Genomic DNA, 17,248 nt, shown 5'->3' on the forward strand with positions numbered 1-17,248 from the left:
TTCCGATCAAATTTAGCAAAAATGATATTGACTCGAAATTTAACCTTTTCCTATAATTCATCGCAACAATTTTCATTTCCGGATATAGAAAATAAAGCTACTGAAACTTTACTTATAACTGGTAATTCCGGAAAAGGGAAAACTACTTTATTACACCTTTTAGGTGGTTTACTCAGACCATCATCGGGTGAAATAACTATTGAAAGTACCAACATTTCTTCTTTATCCGAAAAGGAATTGGATCGCTTTCGAGGAAAAAATATTGGCTTAGTTTTACAACAATCGCATTTTGTTACATCTTTAAATGTACTTGAAAATATGGTTTTAGCTTCTTGGTTGGCAACAGGAAAAAAGGCAACAGAAAAAGCAAAATCACTTTTAAAACAATTAGATTTAGAAGATCAGATGTATAAATTACCTTCCAATTTAAGTGTTGGACAACAACAACGTGTTTCCATTGCAAGGGCACTAATAAATGAACCAAAGTTACTTTTAGCCGATGAACCCACCTCAAGTTTAGATGATGAAAATGCGTTTAAAGTTGCAGATTTACTGGCAAAGTTGTCTAAAGAATACAATGCTGCCTTGATCATTGTGACACACGACCAGAGATTGAAAGATAAATTTTCTAACCAAATTAACTTAAACTAAATGATAGCAAAATTAGCTTGGAAAAACCTTTGGTTTAAGCCTTTAAATACCGTTTTAAGTTTGGTTCTATTAACCGCATCGGTGGCCATAATTTCATTGTTGATTTTATTACAAGAACAATTTGAAAAACAGTTTTCGAGTAATATAGACGGAGTCGATTTGGTTTTAGGTGCTCAAGGTAGCCCACTGCAATTAATACTTTCTTCTGTTTATCATGTTGACGCTCCAACCGGAAATATTGATTACAAAGAAGCCGAGGTTTGGATGAAACATCCCTTTGTTGAAACGGCAATACCCTTGGCCTTTGGTGACAATTATCGCGGATTTAAGATTGTGGGAACTACACCAGATTACCTTAAAAAGTATACCGCAACCCTTTCTCAAGGCAAAGTTTTTGAAAAGAATTTTGAAGTAGTTATCGGCAGTGAAATTGCTCAAAAACTAAATATCAAACTCGGAGATAAATTTTTTGGGACGCATGGCGATGCCGAAGAAGGTCACGTGCATGAGGAATATGCGTATGTAGTAGTTGGAATTGCATCGCCAACAGGCAAAGTAATAGACAATTTAATTATGTGTACAGTTGAAAGTGTTTGGGAAATGCATTCCGGACACGGTCATGGTGGAGAAGTACATTCAAATGATGAAAATCCTGCTCACGGTGAAGAAGGGCATATTCATGTTGAGGGAGACGAACACGATCATGACGAACACGTTCACGACGAAAATTGCAATCACGATCACGAAGATTCTAAAAATCCCGCTCACGGTGAAGAAGGTCTCGTACATGAAGATGGTGACGAACACGAACACGACCACAATCATGATGAAACCAAGGAAATTACGGCTGTTTTAATAAAATTTAAAAATAAAATGGGCATTATTTCATGGCCTAGAATGATAGCTCAAAATACCAAAATGCAAGCCGCACTTCCTGCCATTGAGATTAACCGATTATTTTCGTTATTCGGAATAGGGTTGCAAGCCTTACAATATTTGGCCTATGGAATTATGCTGATTTCAGGTATAAGTATTTTCATTGCTTTGTATAATCGGTTGAAAGAGCGTAAGTATGAATTTGCTTTATTACGAATTTCCGGAGCAAGCCGTTTGCAATTACTTGTATTGGTTCTTTGGGAAAGCTTGTTGCTTTGTACAGCCGGATTTTTATTTGGTACGTTTTTTGGAAGAATGGCACTACTAGCTATTTCAAGCACCACAGATGAGCAATATAAAATGACATTTAACCCCTTTGTATTTCTTTGGCAAAAAGAAGGAATGCTGTTTTTAGTTACTATCTTTGTGGGTGTTTTGGCTGCCGTCATACCCGCTGTAAAAGCCTATCGTTTAAATATTTCAAAAACCCTAGCAAATGCGTAAGTTTTCATTTTTTTTGGCTCTCATTGTTGTTTTAATTTTGGTGTCTAATCTAAGTTTCACCCCGAAAAATAAGGTTTTAGCATCTGCAGAAAAAGAGCAAGTTGTACTTCAACAAGCCAGTTTTTTATCTCCTTTTTCAATTGAAAATTCATTTCGAAGAGAAAAATTTGATATTCAAGGACATCCGGATACTTTAACATGGAAATTATTGGGTGTTATTAAGTATGTAAAAAAGCCTGATAAAGATTATCCGGACGGAGTAATGTTTCCTATAATAAATTCGGAATTGAAAACTAAAAACAAAAAAAGAATAGTGATGAGTGGCTTTATCATTCCTATAGATAATGTCTCTTATGCACTCAGTAAAAATGTTTTTGCTTCTTGTTTTTTTTGTGGTCAAGCCGGCCCCGAAACGATAATGGGCATAAAGTTTAAAGGTACAACTCCTAAATTAAAAACCGATCAATACGTTACACTTGAAGGAACTTTTCGATACAATGATAATGATGTAAATGATTGGATTTATCATATCGATAACGCCGTAATAGTAAAAGGAGGAAAATAAAAAAGCAAGTGAATTTAGTAAAAATGAAGTTGTTTCAACATAAAACAGACTTGTTTTTTGATTTAGATCATACCTTGTGGGATTTCGAAAAAAATTCGGCATTAGCTTTTGAAACTATTTTTGAAAAGCACCAATTCGATATCAGACTTTCCAATTTTTTATTGCATTACGTTCCCACGAATATTAAATACTGGAAACTTTACAGAGAAGAAAAAATCACTCAAAATGAACTTCGTTATTTTCGTTTAAAAGAAGTTTTTGATTTAATGCAGCAAGAAGTTGATAATTCTCTCATACATTTGCTTTCAAAAGAATATATAGAGTATTTGCCACAATTTAATCATCTTTATGAGGGAACATTTGAAATATTGGACTATTTAAAAGAAAATTACAATTTGCATATTATCACAAACGGATTTGAAAGCGTTCAGTTGGGTAAAATTCGAAATTCCAATTTAGAATCCTATTTTACTACGATCACGCATTCTGATTTGGCTGGTGTAAAAAAACCCAATCCCAAAATATTTGAATTCGCTTTAAATTATGCTCAAACTTCACCCGGAAATTCCGTTATGATTGGAGATAGTTTGGAAGCAGATATTTATGGAGCGTTATCCATAGGTATGGATGCGATTTATTTTAATGAATTTCAAGTTCCAACAGAATCGTCAATTCATCAGGTAAATCAATTAGCTAATTTGAAGCAATTTTTTTAAAAATTATATTTATGAAAACCCTTTTAACCACATTTCTATTCCTAGTTACAGGTTTTGCAATGGCTCAGCAGCCTTTATCTGATTTTCAATATGTTATTGTACCCAAAAAGTATGATTTCCAAAAGTCAGAAAATGAGTTCAGATTGAACACTATGACAAAATTTAATTTAGAGAAAATGGGTTTTGTGTGTTATTATGAAGGAGATATAATTCCAAAAGAATTAGCTATGAATCCTTGTAAACTATTAAAAGTAGATGTGGTAAAAGACAATACGCTTACTTGGACAAGGTTATTTGTAGTCTTGAAAGATTGTCAAAATCAAATTATTGCAAAAAGCGAACTTGGAAAAAGCAAACAAAAGGATTTAAAATTAGGTTATACTGAAGCTTTCAATGAGGCTTTTGTTTCTCTTTTAGCAATGAATTACAAGTATTCCGGTGATAACTCTTCTACTGTTCAGGTGGTAGAAAAGTCAGAGGTTGATAAAACACCTATTGTTGAAGTTGTGGTGCCTAATGAAACTGAAGCGGGCAATTTTTTATTTGCTCAACCCATTCAAAATGGATTTCAACTAGTAGATTCGTCCCCTAAAATTGTATTTAAATTGCAAAAAACCAATCTTCAAAATGTTTTTTTTGCTACAAAAGGATCACAAACAGGAGTAATTTTTTTGAAATCAAATCATTGGTATTTTGAATACTACCAAAATGAAAAATTGATTTCAGAAATTGTAAAAATAAAATTTTAATATCCGTATTTGTCTTTCCACCGGTTTTTTAAAAAAGCACGCAATTCTTTTTCTCGGGCATTGTTACCAGGCTCATAGAAAGAAGTGTTTTGAATTTCATCTGGTAAAAATTCTTGCTCTGCAAAGTTGTTGTCAAAATCATGAGCGTATTTGTATTCGTCGCCATAACCTAATTCTTTCATCAATTTGGTAGGAGCATTTCGCAAATGCAAGGGAACAGGTAAATCACCGGTTTGCTTTACAATTTGTTGAGCTTTTCCTATGGCCAAATAACTTGCATTGCTTTTGGCAGAAGTAGCCAAATATATCGCACATTGACTCAAAATAATCCGACTTTCCGGATAGCCAATTGTAGTTACAGCTTGAAAAGTATTGTTTGCCATAATCAATGCTGTTGGATTGGCATTTCCAATATCTTCACTGGCTAAAATGAGCATTCTTCGAGCAATAAACTTTACATCTTCGCCACCTTCAATCATTCTGGCAAGCCAATACACAGCACCATTTGGGTCGCTTCCGCGAATAGATTTTATGAAAGCCGAAACAATATCATAATGTTGTTCGCCCGTTTTATCATATAAAACCGTGTTTTTTTGAACCAATTGCATTACTTTTTCATTCGTAATTTCTATGGTATTTTCTTCGGTTGCATTAATAATCAATTCAAAAATATTCAACAATTTTCTTCCATCACCACCGGAAAGTCGTAAAAGGGCTTCAGTTTCTTTCAGGTTTATATTTTTGGTTTTTAAAATTTCATCATGCTCAATGGCTCGATATAACAATTGCTCTAGATCTTCTTTGGAGAAAGCATTTAATACATAAACCTGACATCTTGACAATAATGCAGGAATCACTTCAAAACTTGGGTTTTCGGTAGTGGCACCTATAAGCGTAACCCAACCTTTTTCAACCGCAGCCAGCAGTGAATCTTGTTGCGATTTGCTGAAGCGATGAATCTCATCAATAAACAAAATCGGGTTTTTCGCAGTAAATAATCCTCCACTTGTTTTGGCTTTGTCAATGACTTCTCGAATGTCTTTTACCCCAGAATTAATAGCACTTAACGTAAAAAATGGTCGTTTGCTTTCTTGAGCCATAATTTGAGCCAAAGTTGTTTTTCCGGTTCCGGGTGGTCCCCAAAGAATTAAACTGGGAATGATTCCTTTCGCAATTTGATGCGTCAAAGAACCTTGTTTACCAACCAAGTGCAACTGACTGATGTATTCCGATAAATGTTGAGGCCGAATGCGTTCGGCAAGTGGTGCTTCCATGGTGTAAAAATACGGTTTTCTGACAAAAAAGCATTACTTTCGTTTTGGATGCATTTTTGATATGATAGTTTTTATGAAACAAAAATCTTTCATTTTTTCTACTTCAGTAATCGCTTGGCCTTTATTTTTTGTATTGGCCTTATGGATTGTATTTTGGGTAGAAGTCAGATTCAAAATTGATTTAAGTACTTATGGAATATTACCTAGAACATGGAATGGTTTGAAAGGTGTTGTATTAAGTCCGTTTTTGCATGGCGATATCAAACATTTATATAATAATTCCATTCCTTTGTTGTTTTTAATAGCGTCTATACGTTATTTTTATAGAGAAGTTTCATTTCATGTACTGGTGTTTGGTATACTTTTTTCTGGCTTAGGGACCTGGATCATTGGTCGAGAAAGTTATCATATAGGTGCGAGTGGGTTGATTTATGTTTTAGTAAGTTTTATATTCTTTAAAGGAATCCAAACCGGATATTACCGCTTGGTAGCTTTGTCTTTATTGATTGTGATGCTTTACGGTGGTATGGTTTGGTATATTTTTCCGGAAGTTGATAATCAAGTTTCTTGGGAAGGGCATTTGGCAGGATTCATCACCGGGTTTCTGTTTTCTTTAGTTTATAAAGCAGAAAAATATAAAAAACCAATTCGTTACGAATGGGAAAAACCGGATTTTAATCCGGAGAACGATCCGTTTATGAAACGTTTTGATGAAAATGGAAATTTTGTAAATCCGCCAAAACCGGTAGAAGTTGTGGAGGAGATTACATTTTTCAATGTAGATAAAAATGTGTTTTATGAATATAAATCGGAGAAAGAGAAAGAGTGATTGTTTGGGTTTTTATGTCTGACAGGTTTTAAAAACCTTTCAGGTAAAAAAGTTTATTTTATTTATTACTTTCTCTGTCTTACTACTTCATATAAAAAAGCACCGCAAGCAACAGAAACATTCAAAGATGAAATCGTACCAAACATTGGAAGTTTTGCTTTTTCATCAACAATTTTCAACACCGAAGGATTTACACCTCTGTCTTCACTACCCATAATAATGGCTAATGGTTCACTTAGCGAAAGATCATAAATAGAATCGTCTGTTTTTTCAGTTGCGGCTATGGTTTTGATACCGGAACCTTGAAGGTAAAAAATAGCGTCCTTTATATGTTCCACTTTACAAATAGGTACATTAAAAACGGCACCGGCACTAGTTTTTACAGTGTCGCCATTTACTGGAGCTGCACCTTGTTTACCAATGATAATTCCGTCAACACCGGTACATTCAGCTGTTCGAATGATGGCTCCAAAGTTACGAGCATCTGAAAGTTGATCTAAAATTAGAAATAATGGAGTTTTTCCGCTATCAACAACATTTGTCACTAATGTTTCTAGGTCAACAAAAGAAATAGGAGCAATGCTAGCCACTGCACCTTGATGATTTTTTGAAGTCAATCGATTCAGTTTTTCAACCGGAACATAGGTAAAATTGATTTTATTGGCTTTCATGGTTTTCATCAAATCCCGCATTAAATCACCTTGAGCCTCTTTTTGAATAAACACTTTGTCTACTTCTCTTCCGGATTGAATCGCTTCAATAATAGCTCTAATTCCAAAAATCTGATTGTCTTTTTCCATGGGGCAAAGGTAAGATTTTTTATGAATCAAAAACGCGTATTAAAACTGATTTGTACAATAGAGTTTGAAAGTTTTATTTCTTGATTACGCAAACTACCATTGGCATAAACTAAGTTAAAAAAACCATTTTTTGTAAGTAGTCCAAAGCCAAAACCTAACCCCAATAGTCCTTCGTTAGTCTTGTTGGTTTGATCTTGAAAATACCCATAATCTATTATGGAGTGAAGGTATAAATCCCTAGACAGGATAAATCTGTATTCCGTTAAAATATAGCTGAAAAAATTTCCTTGTAAACTATTTTCATTAAATCCTCGAATGGAGTTGATACCGCCAAAACGGTAAAGTTCATTTATTAAATAGTTTTCGCTTTTTAAATAAAAAGATAGCGATTTCAGTTGGATATTGTTTTTTTGATTTAAATAAAAATGATGTTGAAATTCTAATTGCGAAAAAAATTGATTTTCATTGGCAATTTTAGAATTTCTTTTACCCAACCCCAATTTAAATTTTAATATAGTTTTATCTGGGAATAAAATGTCTTCAGGCTTTCTTTTTAAGTATTCAAATTCTGAGGTATAAAACGTGTTTTTGAAGTCGCTTATGAAAGACGAGTTAAGGTTTTGAATATCGCTTGATTCGGTGGATTGATAGCCTAAATAGAGACGAGTGTTGTAATTAAAAAGATAGCCAAAGTCAAATTTAGTTCGAGTGTTTTGAAAAGTGCTGTCTTGTTTGAATAATTGCAATTCTGTTTTTAAGCCAAATGAGGAATTGAAAAGGTAAGGAATTTGTAGTCCGGCATTGAAAGTTGTTTGTTCGTTTCCGTCACTTTTCCAATACAAATGGAATTGTTCCCCCGAATTAAGTATATTGTGTAGCAGTAAATCAAGATATCCATTGAAATTTATTTTATCACTTTCTTGATTTGTAAAGCCTATAAAACCTTCAAATCTATTAGCCTTAGCTTTTTCTAAATAAATGTATATTTTAGTTGAGTCTTGAGTGAATAAAATTTGAGGTGATTGGGTTTGAGTAACAAATTTATAATCATTAATGTTTTTTGAAAGTTGATCAATGTTGTTTTGATTGAAATCTTGTTTCTGGTAATTTTTCTTTAAGTTCTTCAAATGGCTTTGCGGAAATTTTGAATATCCTTCAATAATAATTTCGCTTAAAATTCTTTTATTACCCGGGTTGATTTCTAAGTTGGCTACCAAAATATCTTCCTGAGCTCTAAAATTGGTTAATCGAACTTGAACCAAAGAAAATCCTTTGGCTTCCCATTTTTTTACAGTTTCATTCAAAAAGTTTTCCGCTTCATCCAAAGGGATTTTTTGAAAAATTGTATCACCTATATATATATGTAGAGATTTTGTTTTTTTTCCTAAGCTAAAATTAAAAACAAAGATTGAATCGTTTTCCTTTTTATAGTCGAGAGATTGGACTTCTAAATAGCCCTGTCTAAGAAGTTTTTCTTCAAATAATTTGGTTTCGTTTAAAAGCGATAAGGCGTTTTCAAATTTTTTTTTGTACCCTATAGAATCAATAACTCTATTTTCTTTTTGAAGTGTGCTTTCAATTCGAAGCGTAAGTTTTTGTGCCTGTAAATGAAGACATACAAAGAGGTTAAAGAGAATACAAAAAAAAAGCTTCAAAATTGGATTTCTTTTAAATGAAGATAACGCAAATATATTAATAATGGTGTTGAGTGTGTTGCGATAATTTAATAGTAAAAGTTAAAAATTTGTTTTATAAAAAGGGTAAAATGTTTTTGGTACATGTATTTTATTTTTTTAGGTTTTATAATCATTAGAAAAAAGGATACATCCAAAGTATTTTGTGGAGTAATCCTTTTGCAAAATCCAACTTAAAGAAAATAAATAAATTATGATTTGTTTTGCTAAAAAAAATTACTACATTTGCAACCCCTTAAAATAGGGTAATTTTAAAAACATAGAAATTTTTAGTATTAATTATGCCAACAATTCAACAATTAGTAAGAACAGGGAGAGCCCAAATAACTAAGAAGAGTAAATCGGCTGCTTTAGATTCTTGTCCTCAAAGAAGAGGTGTGTGTACTCGTGTTTACACAACAACTCCTAAGAAACCAAACTCAGCAATGAGAAAGGTAGCTAGGGTTCGTTTAACAAACGGAAACGAGGTGAATGCATACATTCCTGGAGAAGGTCACAATCTACAAGAGCACTCGATAGTATTAGTTAGAGGCGGAAGGGTAAAAGATTTACCAGGTGTACGATACCATATTGTACGCGGTGCGTTAGATACTGCAGGTGTTGCAGGAAGAACACAACGTCGTTCTAAGTATGGTGCAAAACGTCCAAAACCAGGTCAAGCTCCAGCACCCGCAAAGAAAAAGTAATTAAAAACTTTTAAAGAAAAGACATGAGAAAAAGACAGGCCAAAAAAAGACCTCTTTTACCAGATCCAAAATTTAACGATCAATTGGTAACACGTTTTGTGAATAACTTAATGTGGGATGGAAAAAAATCAACTGCTTTCAAAGTATTCTATGATGCTTTAGAAATTGTTGAAACAAAAAAACAAGATGCTGAAAAATCTTCCTTGGAAGTTTGGAAAGATGCATTAACAAACGTTATGCCTCACGTAGAAGTTCGTTCACGAAGAGTGGGTGGAGCTACTTTTCAAATCCCAATGCAAATTCGTCCAGATAGAAAAATATCTATGGCGATGAAGTGGATGATTTTGTACGCTCGTAGAAGAAACGAAAAATCAATGGCTGCAAAGCTGGCGTCAGAAATTTTAGCTGCGGCTAAAGAAGAAGGTGCTGCTGTGAAGAAAAGAATGGATACTCACAAAATGGCAGAAGCTAATAAAGCTTTCTCTCACTTTAGATTTTAATTCATAAAGAAATGGCTAGAGATTTAAAATACACAAGAAATATCGGAATTGCTGCTCATATTGATGCTGGTAAAACTACCACAACAGAGCGTATTCTTTTTTATACAGGTAAATCACATAAAATTGGTGAGGTGCACGATGGTGCTGCAACAATGGACTGGATGGCACAAGAGCAAGAAAGAGGTATCACTATTACTTCTGCTGCAACAACTTGTGAGTGGAATTTCCCAACGAACCAAGGTAAAGTTTTACCAGAATCTAAACCGTACCACTTTAACATTATTGATACTCCCGGACACGTTGACTTTACTGTAGAGGTAAATCGTTCGTTACGTGTATTGGATGGATTGGTATTTTTGTTTAGTGCAGTTGATGGTGTTGAACCTCAATCTGAAACCAACTGGAGATTGGCTGATCAATATAGAGTGCCTCGTATGGGATTCGTAAACAAAATGGATCGCCAAGGTTCTAACTTTTTGGCTGTATGCCAACAAGTAAAAGATATGTTGAAATCTAATGCAGTTGCAATCACTCTACCAATTGGAGAAGAGGCTGATTTCAAAGGAGTAGTAGATTTAGTGAAAAATCAAGCTATTGTATGGCATGATGAAACCCAAGGAGCTACTTTTGATATCGTTGACATTCCAGCAGATATGGTTGCAGAGGTTAAAGAATACCGTTCTAAACTTATAGAAGAGATTGCAACTTATGACGAAAACTTGTTAGACAAGTACATGGAAGACGAAAACTCTATCACAGAGGAAGAAATCAACAATGCATTACGTGCTGCAACTATCGACATGGCTATCATTCCAATGATTTGTGGTTCTTCTTTCAAAAATAAAGGAGTTCAGTTCATGTTGGATGCGGTTTGTAAATATTTGCCTTCTCCTTTAGATAAAGAAGGAATTGAAGGTATTCATCCTGATGATAAAGATCTTTTAGAAGAAGATCAAAAGAAAATTATGCGTCGTCCTGATCCAAAGGAGCCATTTGCTGCTTTAGCATTTAAAATTGCTACTGACCCTTATGTAGGTCGTTTAGCTTTCTTCCGTGCTTATTCAGGTCGTTTAGATGCTGGTTCCTATATTTTGAATACACGTTCAGGAAACAAAGAAAGAATTTCTCGTATCTATCAAATGCACGCTAATAAACAAAACCCAATCGATTTTATTGAGGCTGGAGATATTGGTGCTGCTGTAGGTTTCAAAGATATCAAGACAGGTGATACAATGTGTGACGAAAAACACCCAATCATCCTTGAGTCTATGAAATTCCCCGATCCGGTAATTGGTATTGCTATTGAACCTAAAACAAAAGCTGACGTTGATAAAATGGGTATGGCTTTAGCAAAACTTGCAGAAGAAGATCCTACGTTTACCGTTAGAACAGATGAGGCTTCAGGTCAAACAATCATCTCGGGTATGGGTGAGTTACACTTAGATATCTTAGTAGATCGTATGAAACGTGAATTCAAGGTAGAAGTAAACCAAGGAGAACCGCAAGTAGAGTACAAAGAAGCTTTCACAAAATCTGCACAACACAGAGAAGTTTATAAAAAACAATCTGGAGGTAGAGGTAAATTTGGAGATATCGTTTTCCGATTAGAGCCTGCCGATGAAGTAGATGGTAAAACTCCAGTAGGATTACAGTTTGTTAATGAAGTAAAAGGGGGTAACGTTCCTAAAGAATATATTCCTGCTGTAGAAAAAGGTTTCAAAGAAGCTATGAAACAAGGACCTTTGGCCGGATATACTGTAGATAGCTTAAAAGTTACTTTGTTGGATGGTTCTTTCCACCCTGTGGATTCGGATGCACTTTCCTTCGAATTGGCTGCTAAAATGGGTTACAAAGAAGTAGCTAAAGCTGCTGGAGCTGTAATTCTTGAGCCAATCATGAAAATTGAGGTTATTACTCCAGAAGAAAACATGGGTGATATTGTTGGAGATTTGAACCGTAGAAGAGGTCAAGTAAACGACATGGGTGATAGAAATGGTGCTAAAACTATTAAAGCCAATGTTCCACTTTCAGAAATGTTTGGATATGTAACTACTTTAAGAACATTGTCTTCAGGTAGAGCAACTTCAACTATGGAATTTTCACATTACGAACAAACTCCTTCAAATATTTCAGAGGAGGTTATCAAAAAAGCAAAAGGTAACGCTTAATTCTTAACGAAAATGAGTCAAAAAATCAGAATAAAATTAAAATCTTACGATCACATGTTGGTTGATAAATCAGCTGAAAAAATCGTAAAAACGGTAAAAAGTACCGGAGCTGTTGTAACAGGACCAATTCCGTTACCAACTCACAAAAAAATATTCACAGTATTGCGTTCTCCTCACGTTAATAAAAAATCAAGAGAACAATTTGAAGTGAGTTCATACAAAAGATTGTTAGACATCTATTCTTCTTCTTCTAAAACCATTGATGCTTTAATGAAATTAGAGTTGCCAAGTGGAGTAGAAGTTGAAATTAAAGTGTGATAAATGTCAAAGATGAAAGTATTAAGTATTAAGAAATTTTCTTAATGCTTAATACTCTTGTCTTCATACAAAGTAAAAGAGAATTTTTAATCATTTATAAATAATTTAATATGTCTGGGTTAATTGGTAAAAAAATCGGCATGACCAGCATCTTTGATGAAAACGGGAAAAATATTCCTTGTACAGTAATCGAAGCTGGACCTTGTGTCGTTACCCAAGTCAGAACCAAAGAGGTTGACGGGTATGAAGCGTTTCAACTTGGTTTCGATGACAAAGCAGAAAAACAAGCTACTAAAGCGGCATTAGGTCACTTTAAGAAAGCAGGTACTACTGCCAAAAAGAAAGTCGTTGAATTTCAAGATTTTGAAACAGAGTATAAATTAGGTGATTTAATCACTGTAGATCTATTCAGCGAAGGAGAATTTGTTGATGTACAAGGTGTATCAAAAGGTAAAGGTTTCCAAGGTGTTGTAAAACGTCACGGTTTTGGTGGTGTTGGACAAGCTACACATGGTCAACATAACCGTTTAAGAGCACCAGGTTCTGTTGGAGCTTCTTCTTATCCATCTCGTGTATTCAAAGGTATGCGTATGGCCGGAAGAACTGGTGGTGATAATGTAACAATTCAAAACCTTAGAGTTTTAAAAGTAGTAGCAGAGAAAAATCTACTTGTTATTAAAGGATGTGTTCCTGGACATAAAAACTCTTATGTAATCATTCAGAAGTAATGGAAGTAAAAGTTTTAGATATCAACGGAAAAGAAACAGGTAGAAAAGTTCAACTTTCAGACGCTGTTTTCGCTATTGAGCCTAACAAGCATGCAATCTATTTAGATGTAAAACAATATCTTGCTAATCAAAGACAAGGTACTCACAAATCTAAAGAGAGAGCAGAAGTTACAGGTAGTACTCGTAAAATTAAAAAACAAAAAGGTACAGGTACTGCTCGTGCAGGAAGTGTTAAAAATCCATTGTTTAAAGGTGGGGGAACAGTTTTCGGTCCAAGACCAAGAAGCTATTCTTTCAAATTAAACAAAGCTTTGAAAAGATTAGCACGTAAATCGGTCTTATCACAAAAGCTTGCGGATTCAGATTTAATTGTGTTAGAAGATTTTAGTTTTGATACTCCAAATACTAAGAATTTTATTTCAATTCTTAAGGCTTTAGGATTGGAAAATAAAAAATCTTTATTTGTGTTGGGTGATTCAAATAAAAATGTATATTTGTCGTCACGCAATTTAAAAGCCTCTAATGTTGTAACTACTTCAGAATTAAGCACTTATACGATTTTAAACACAAATAAATTGGTGCTATTGGAAGGTTCGTTAGAAGGAATTGAAGAAAATTTAAGTAAATAATAGGCCATGAGTATCATAATTAAACCTATCATAACTGAAAAAATTACCAAACAAGGTGAGTTAGACAATCGTTATGGTTTTGTAGTGGATAAGAAAGCAAACAAAATTCAAATCAAAAATGCAGTTGAAGCTGCTTTTGGAGTTACTATTGTTGCAGTTAACACTATGAATGTAAGACCTGATCGTTCTGTAAAATACACTAAGAGTGGTATGATTAGTGCTAAAACAAATGCTTATAAAAAAGCTGTTGTTCAAGTACAAGAAGGAGAAACAATTGATTTTTACAACAATATCTAATAAGAAATGTCAGTTAGAAAATTAAAACCTATTACCCCGGGTCAGCGTTTTAGAGTTGTTAATGGTTTTGACGCCATTACAACTGATAAGCCGGAAAAGTCATTATTGGCACCGAAAAAAAACTCAGGAGGTAGAAATAGTCAAGGAAAAATGACCATGCGTTACACAGGCGGTGGTCACAAACAAAAGTACCGTGTTATCGATTTCAAAAGAACTAAAGCAGATGTTCCTGCTACAGTGAAATCTATTGAATACGATCCAAACAGAACTGCATTTATCGCTCTATTGAGCTATGCAGACGGTGCAAAAACTTATGTAATTGCTCAAAATGGATTAAATGTAGGTCAGACAGTTGTGTCTGGTGAAAATGCATCTCCTGAAATTGGAAATGCTCTGCCTTTAAGTAAAATTCCATTAGGAACCGTAATTTCATGTATAGAACTTCGTCCTGGTCAAGGTGCTACCATAGCTCGTTCAGCTGGTACTTTTGCTCAATTAATGGCTCGTGACGGTAAGTATGCAACCATTAAAATGCCTTCTGGTGAAACAAGATTGATTTTGTTAACTTGTATGGCTACTATTGGTGCTGTCTCTAATTCAGATCATCAATTGATTGTTTCTGGTAAAGCCGGTAGATCAAGATGGTTAGGTAGAAGACCAAGAACCAGACCAGTTGCAATGAACCCTGTAGATCACCCAATGGGTGGTGGTGAAGGACGATCATCTGGAGGTCACCCACGCTCTAGAAAAGGTATTCCTGCAAAAGGTTACAGAACCCGTTCTAAAGTTAGCCCAAGTAATAAGTATATTGTTGAACGCAGAAAGAAATAATTAGATAGACATGGCACGTTCATTAAAGAAAGGACCTTTTGTACATTACAAATTAGATAAGAAAGTTCTTGAAAATGTAGAAAAATCAAACAAAGCAGTGATCAAAACTTGGTCTAGAGCTTCTATGATAACTCCAGATTTCGTAGGACAAACTATCGCAGTACACAATGGTCGTCAGTTTGTTCCGGTTTATGTAACTGAGAACATGGTAGGTCATAAGTTAGGAGAGTTTTCACCAACAAGATCATTTAGAGGTCATGCAGGTGCTAAAAATAAAGGTAAAAAATAGAAGCAATGGGAGTTCGTAAAAGAGAAACAGCAGATGCGAGAAAAGAGGCTAATAAGTCGATAGCTTTCGCGAAATTGAATAACTGCCCTACTTCACCTAGAAAAATGCGCTTAGTTGCAGACTTGGTAAGAGGTCAGAAAGTGGAAAAAGCACTAAACGTACTTCGTTTTAGTCAAAAAGAAGCTTCAAGAAAATTAGAAAAATTATTGTTATCAGCAATTGCTAACTGGCAATCTAAAAATGCTGATGCAAGTATTGAAGAAGCAGCTTTATTTGTAAAAGAAATCCGTGTAGATGGTGGAATGATGTTAAAAAGATTACGTCCAGCACCACAAGGAAGAGCTCACAGAATTAGAAAACGTTCAAATCACGTAACAATCGTGTTAGGAACTAGTAATAACACACAAAGCAATTAATAAACAGTATGGGACAAAAGACAAATCCAATTGGAAATCGCCTTGGTATCATCAGAGGATGGGATTCAAACTGGTATGGTGGAAATGATTACGGTGATAAAATCGCTGAAGATCACAAAATCAGAAAGTATATCCATGCTCGTTTATCAAAAGCTAGTGTATCAAAAGTAATCATCGAGAGAACTTTAAAACTTGTAACCGTTACTATCACTACTGCTAGACCTGGTATCATTATCGGAAAAGGTGGTCAAGAGGTAGACAAGTTAAAAGAAGAACTTAAGAAAATTACTGACAAAGAAGTTCAAATCAACATCTTTGAAATCAAAAGACCTGAGTTAGATGCTTACTTAGTAGCAACTTCTATCGCTCGTCAAATTGAAAGCAGAATCTCTTACAGAAGAGCTATTAAAATGGCTATCGCGGCTGCAATGAGAATGAATGCTGAAGGTATCAAAGTTATGATTTCTGGACGTTTAAACGGTGCTGAAATGGCACGTTCTGAACACTTTAAAGAAGGTAGAATTCCTTTGTCAACTTTCAGAGCTGATATTGATTATTCATTAGCTGAAGCGCATACTACTTATGGTAGAATGGGTATCAAAGTATGGATAATGAAAGGTGAGGTTTATGGGAAAAGAGATCTTTCTCCGTTAGTTGGTATGGACAAAAAACAGTCTAAATCATCAGGATCATCTGCTCCAAAAAGAGAAGGTAAACCAAACGCACGCAAAAGAAAGTAATTATTTAAACTAAAGAAAAATGTTACAGCCTAAAAGAACAAAATACCGTAAGGTACAGAAAGGTAGAATGAAAGGCGTTTCTCAAAGAGGACACGAGCTTTCTAACGGAATGTTTGGTATCAAATCTTTAGATTCTTCATTTATTACTTCTCGTCAAATTGAAGCAGCTCGTATCGCAGCAACACGTTTCATGAAAAGAGAGGGTCAATTATGGATCAAAATATTTCCAGATAAGCCTATTACAAAGAAACCATTAGAAGTACGTATGGGTAAAGGTAAAGGTGCAGTTGAATATTGGGCTGCAGTTGTTAAACCTGGTAAAATTATGTTTGAAGTTGGAGGCGTGCCTCTATCAGTTGCTAAAGAAGCATTACGCTTAGCAGCTCAAAAACTTCCTGTTAAAACTAAGTTTATCGTTGCTAGAGATTTCGAAGCATAATCAAAATTTATTATGAAACAATCAGAAATTAAAAATCTATCTGCAGCTGAGTTACAAGAACAACTTAGTCAGTTAAAGAAAACGTATACCGACCTAAAAAATGCTCATGCAATATCTCCAATTCAAAATCCTCTTCAGTTAAGAACTTTAAGAAGATCAGTTGCGAGATTACACACAGAGTTAACTAAAAGAGAGTTACAATAATTGTACACTAGCTGAAAGATGGAAAAAAGAAATTTAAGAAAAGAGAGAATTGGTGTGGTGACTTCAAACAAAATGGAGAAATCTATTGTTGTGTCACAAACTACAAAAGTGAAACACCCATTATACGGTAAGTTCGTGTTGAAAACTAAGAAATATGTTGCACACGACGAAACAAACGATTGTAACATTGGAGATACTGTAAGAATTATGGAAACACGTCCATTAAGTAAATCTAAATGTTGGAGATTAGTTGAAATCATTGAAAGAGCGAAGTAATTATGGTACAACAAGAATCAAGATTAAAAGTAGCAGATAACACAGGAGCCAAAGAAGTTTTGACTATCC

General features: G+C 34.5%; 24 protein-coding genes. 21 read left to right on the forward strand and 3 right to left on the reverse strand.

What is annotated here, in order from left to right; translation table 11 throughout:
- Window positions 1–21 precede the first annotated feature (21 nt).
- Genes V7M80_RS09790 through V7M80_RS09810 form a run of 5 tightly spaced genes read left to right on the forward strand, consistent with a single transcriptional unit; the run spans window position 22 to window position 4,061 of the window.
- Window positions 22–651, forward strand: coding sequence for an ABC transporter ATP-binding protein (locus V7M80_RS09790; RefSeq protein WP_333695751.1), 630 nt, complete (start codon window positions 22–24; stop codon window positions 649–651).
- Window positions 652–2,031, forward strand: coding sequence for an FtsX-like permease family protein (locus V7M80_RS09795; RefSeq protein ID WP_333695752.1), 1,380 nt, complete (start codon window positions 652–654; stop codon window positions 2,029–2,031).
- On the forward strand, window positions 2,024–2,596 hold the full coding sequence (locus tag V7M80_RS09800) for a hypothetical protein (protein WP_333695753.1): 573 nt from the start codon (window positions 2,024–2,026) through the stop codon (window positions 2,594–2,596). The genes V7M80_RS09795 and V7M80_RS09800 overlap by 8 nt, the downstream gene beginning before the upstream one ends.
- A gap of 23 nt (window positions 2,597–2,619) precedes the next feature.
- The gene (locus V7M80_RS09805) at window positions 2,620–3,312 is read left to right on the forward strand and encodes a YjjG family noncanonical pyrimidine nucleotidase (RefSeq protein ID WP_333695754.1); all 693 of its coding nucleotides are present in this window, start codon (window positions 2,620–2,622) and stop codon (window positions 3,310–3,312) included.
- A gap of 11 nt (window positions 3,313–3,323) precedes the next feature.
- Window positions 3,324–4,061, forward strand: coding sequence for a hypothetical protein (locus V7M80_RS09810; RefSeq protein ID WP_333695755.1), 738 nt, complete (start codon window positions 3,324–3,326; stop codon window positions 4,059–4,061).
- Here the strand turns inward: V7M80_RS09810 and V7M80_RS09815 are convergent.
- On the reverse strand, window positions 4,058–5,335 hold the full coding sequence (locus V7M80_RS09815; protein ID WP_333695756.1) for a replication-associated recombination protein A: 1,278 nt from the start codon (window positions 5,333–5,335) through the stop codon (window positions 4,058–4,060). The genes V7M80_RS09810 and V7M80_RS09815 overlap by 4 nt on opposite strands.
- 73 nt (window positions 5,336–5,408) lie before the next feature.
- On the opposite strand from V7M80_RS09815, the gene V7M80_RS09820 reads away from it, so the two are divergent.
- Window positions 5,409–6,164 carry a rhomboid family intramembrane serine protease gene (locus V7M80_RS09820; protein ID WP_333695758.1) on the forward strand — a complete coding sequence of 252 codons (756 nt, stop codon included), beginning with the start codon at window positions 5,409–5,411 and terminating at the stop codon, window positions 6,162–6,164.
- 65 nt (window positions 6,165–6,229) lie between these two features.
- Here the strand turns inward: V7M80_RS09820 and rlmB are convergent, their stop codons facing one another.
- Together rlmB and V7M80_RS09830 are read right to left on the reverse strand one after the other, a co-directional pair.
- The gene (rlmB, locus tag V7M80_RS09825; protein ID WP_333695760.1) at window positions 6,230–6,964 is read right to left on the reverse strand and encodes a 23S rRNA (guanosine(2251)-2'-O)-methyltransferase RlmB; all 735 of its coding nucleotides are present in this window, start codon (window positions 6,962–6,964) and stop codon (window positions 6,230–6,232) included.
- Window positions 6,965–6,990: 26 nt separating this feature from the next.
- Window positions 6,991–8,619 carry a hypothetical protein gene (locus tag V7M80_RS09830; RefSeq protein WP_333695762.1) on the reverse strand — a complete coding sequence of 543 codons (1,629 nt, stop codon included), beginning with the start codon at window positions 8,617–8,619 and terminating at the stop codon, window positions 6,991–6,993.
- A gap of 320 nt (window positions 8,620–8,939) precedes the next feature.
- Between V7M80_RS09830 and rpsL the strand changes: the two genes are divergently transcribed.
- The 15 genes from rpsL to V7M80_RS09905 form a co-directional block, all read left to right on the forward strand.
- Window positions 8,940–9,344 carry a 30S ribosomal protein S12 gene (gene rpsL / locus V7M80_RS09835; RefSeq protein WP_333695764.1) on the forward strand — a complete coding sequence of 135 codons (405 nt, stop codon included), beginning with the start codon at window positions 8,940–8,942 and terminating at the stop codon, window positions 9,342–9,344.
- 23 nt (window positions 9,345–9,367) lie between these two features.
- Window positions 9,368–9,844 (forward strand): 30S ribosomal protein S7, encoded by a 477-nt coding sequence (gene rpsG / locus V7M80_RS09840; protein ID WP_333695766.1) that lies wholly within the window; start codon window positions 9,368–9,370, stop codon window positions 9,842–9,844.
- A gap of 11 nt (window positions 9,845–9,855) precedes the next feature.
- Entirely contained in the window at window positions 9,856–12,012 is a 2,157-nt protein-coding gene (gene fusA / locus V7M80_RS09845) for an elongation factor G (protein ID WP_333695768.1), read from the forward strand.
- A gap of 12 nt (window positions 12,013–12,024) precedes the next feature.
- Window positions 12,025–12,330 (forward strand): 30S ribosomal protein S10, encoded by a 306-nt coding sequence (gene rpsJ / locus V7M80_RS09850; RefSeq protein WP_023579610.1) that lies wholly within the window; start codon window positions 12,025–12,027, stop codon window positions 12,328–12,330.
- A 110-nt stretch (window positions 12,331–12,440) separates the two neighbouring features.
- The gene (gene rplC, locus V7M80_RS09855) at window positions 12,441–13,058 is read left to right on the forward strand and encodes a 50S ribosomal protein L3 (protein ID WP_333695774.1); all 618 of its coding nucleotides are present in this window, start codon (window positions 12,441–12,443) and stop codon (window positions 13,056–13,058) included.
- Window positions 13,058–13,687, forward strand: a complete 630-nt coding sequence (gene rplD / locus V7M80_RS09860) for a 50S ribosomal protein L4 (protein ID WP_333695775.1) — start codon at window positions 13,058–13,060, stop codon at window positions 13,685–13,687. Before rplC ends, rplD begins: the two co-directional genes overlap by 1 nt.
- 6 nt (window positions 13,688–13,693) lie before the next feature.
- A complete protein-coding gene (gene rplW / locus V7M80_RS09865) occupies window positions 13,694–13,984 on the forward strand; it encodes a 50S ribosomal protein L23 (protein ID WP_333695777.1) in 291 nt (96 codons plus the stop codon).
- 6 nt (window positions 13,985–13,990) lie between these two features.
- The gene (gene rplB / locus V7M80_RS09870) at window positions 13,991–14,815 is read left to right on the forward strand and encodes a 50S ribosomal protein L2 (protein WP_333695778.1); all 825 of its coding nucleotides are present in this window, start codon (window positions 13,991–13,993) and stop codon (window positions 14,813–14,815) included.
- A 10-nt stretch (window positions 14,816–14,825) separates the two neighbouring features.
- The gene (gene rpsS, locus V7M80_RS09875) at window positions 14,826–15,104 is read left to right on the forward strand and encodes a 30S ribosomal protein S19 (RefSeq protein ID WP_026710311.1); all 279 of its coding nucleotides are present in this window, start codon (window positions 14,826–14,828) and stop codon (window positions 15,102–15,104) included.
- Window positions 15,105–15,109: 5 nt separating this feature from the next.
- Complete coding sequence (gene rplV, locus V7M80_RS09880) at window positions 15,110–15,520, forward strand: 50S ribosomal protein L22 (protein ID WP_333695781.1); 411 nt, start codon at window positions 15,110–15,112, stop codon at window positions 15,518–15,520.
- An 8-nt stretch (window positions 15,521–15,528) separates the two neighbouring features.
- Entirely contained in the window at window positions 15,529–16,260 is a 732-nt protein-coding gene (rpsC, locus tag V7M80_RS09885; RefSeq protein WP_333695782.1) for a 30S ribosomal protein S3, read from the forward strand.
- Between the two features lie 19 nt (window positions 16,261–16,279).
- The gene (gene rplP, locus V7M80_RS09890; protein WP_008254483.1) at window positions 16,280–16,699 is read left to right on the forward strand and encodes a 50S ribosomal protein L16; all 420 of its coding nucleotides are present in this window, start codon (window positions 16,280–16,282) and stop codon (window positions 16,697–16,699) included.
- 12 nt (window positions 16,700–16,711) lie between these two features.
- On the forward strand, window positions 16,712–16,903 hold the full coding sequence (gene rpmC, locus V7M80_RS09895) for a 50S ribosomal protein L29 (RefSeq protein WP_073583320.1): 192 nt from the start codon (window positions 16,712–16,714) through the stop codon (window positions 16,901–16,903).
- Window positions 16,904–16,921: 18 nt separating this feature from the next.
- Window positions 16,922–17,179, forward strand: coding sequence for a 30S ribosomal protein S17 (gene rpsQ, locus V7M80_RS09900; RefSeq protein ID WP_026725636.1), 258 nt, complete (start codon window positions 16,922–16,924; stop codon window positions 17,177–17,179).
- A 2-nt stretch (window positions 17,180–17,181) separates the two neighbouring features.
- Window positions 17,182–17,248: uL14 family ribosomal protein (locus tag V7M80_RS09905; RefSeq protein ID WP_333695784.1), on the forward strand; the 67-nt coding region annotated here is incomplete at its 3' end.

It is taken from the genome of Flavobacterium sp., from assembly GCF_036759525.1.
In the GTDB taxonomy this organism is placed as follows: Bacteria; Bacteroidota; Bacteroidia; order Flavobacteriales; family Flavobacteriaceae; genus Flavobacterium.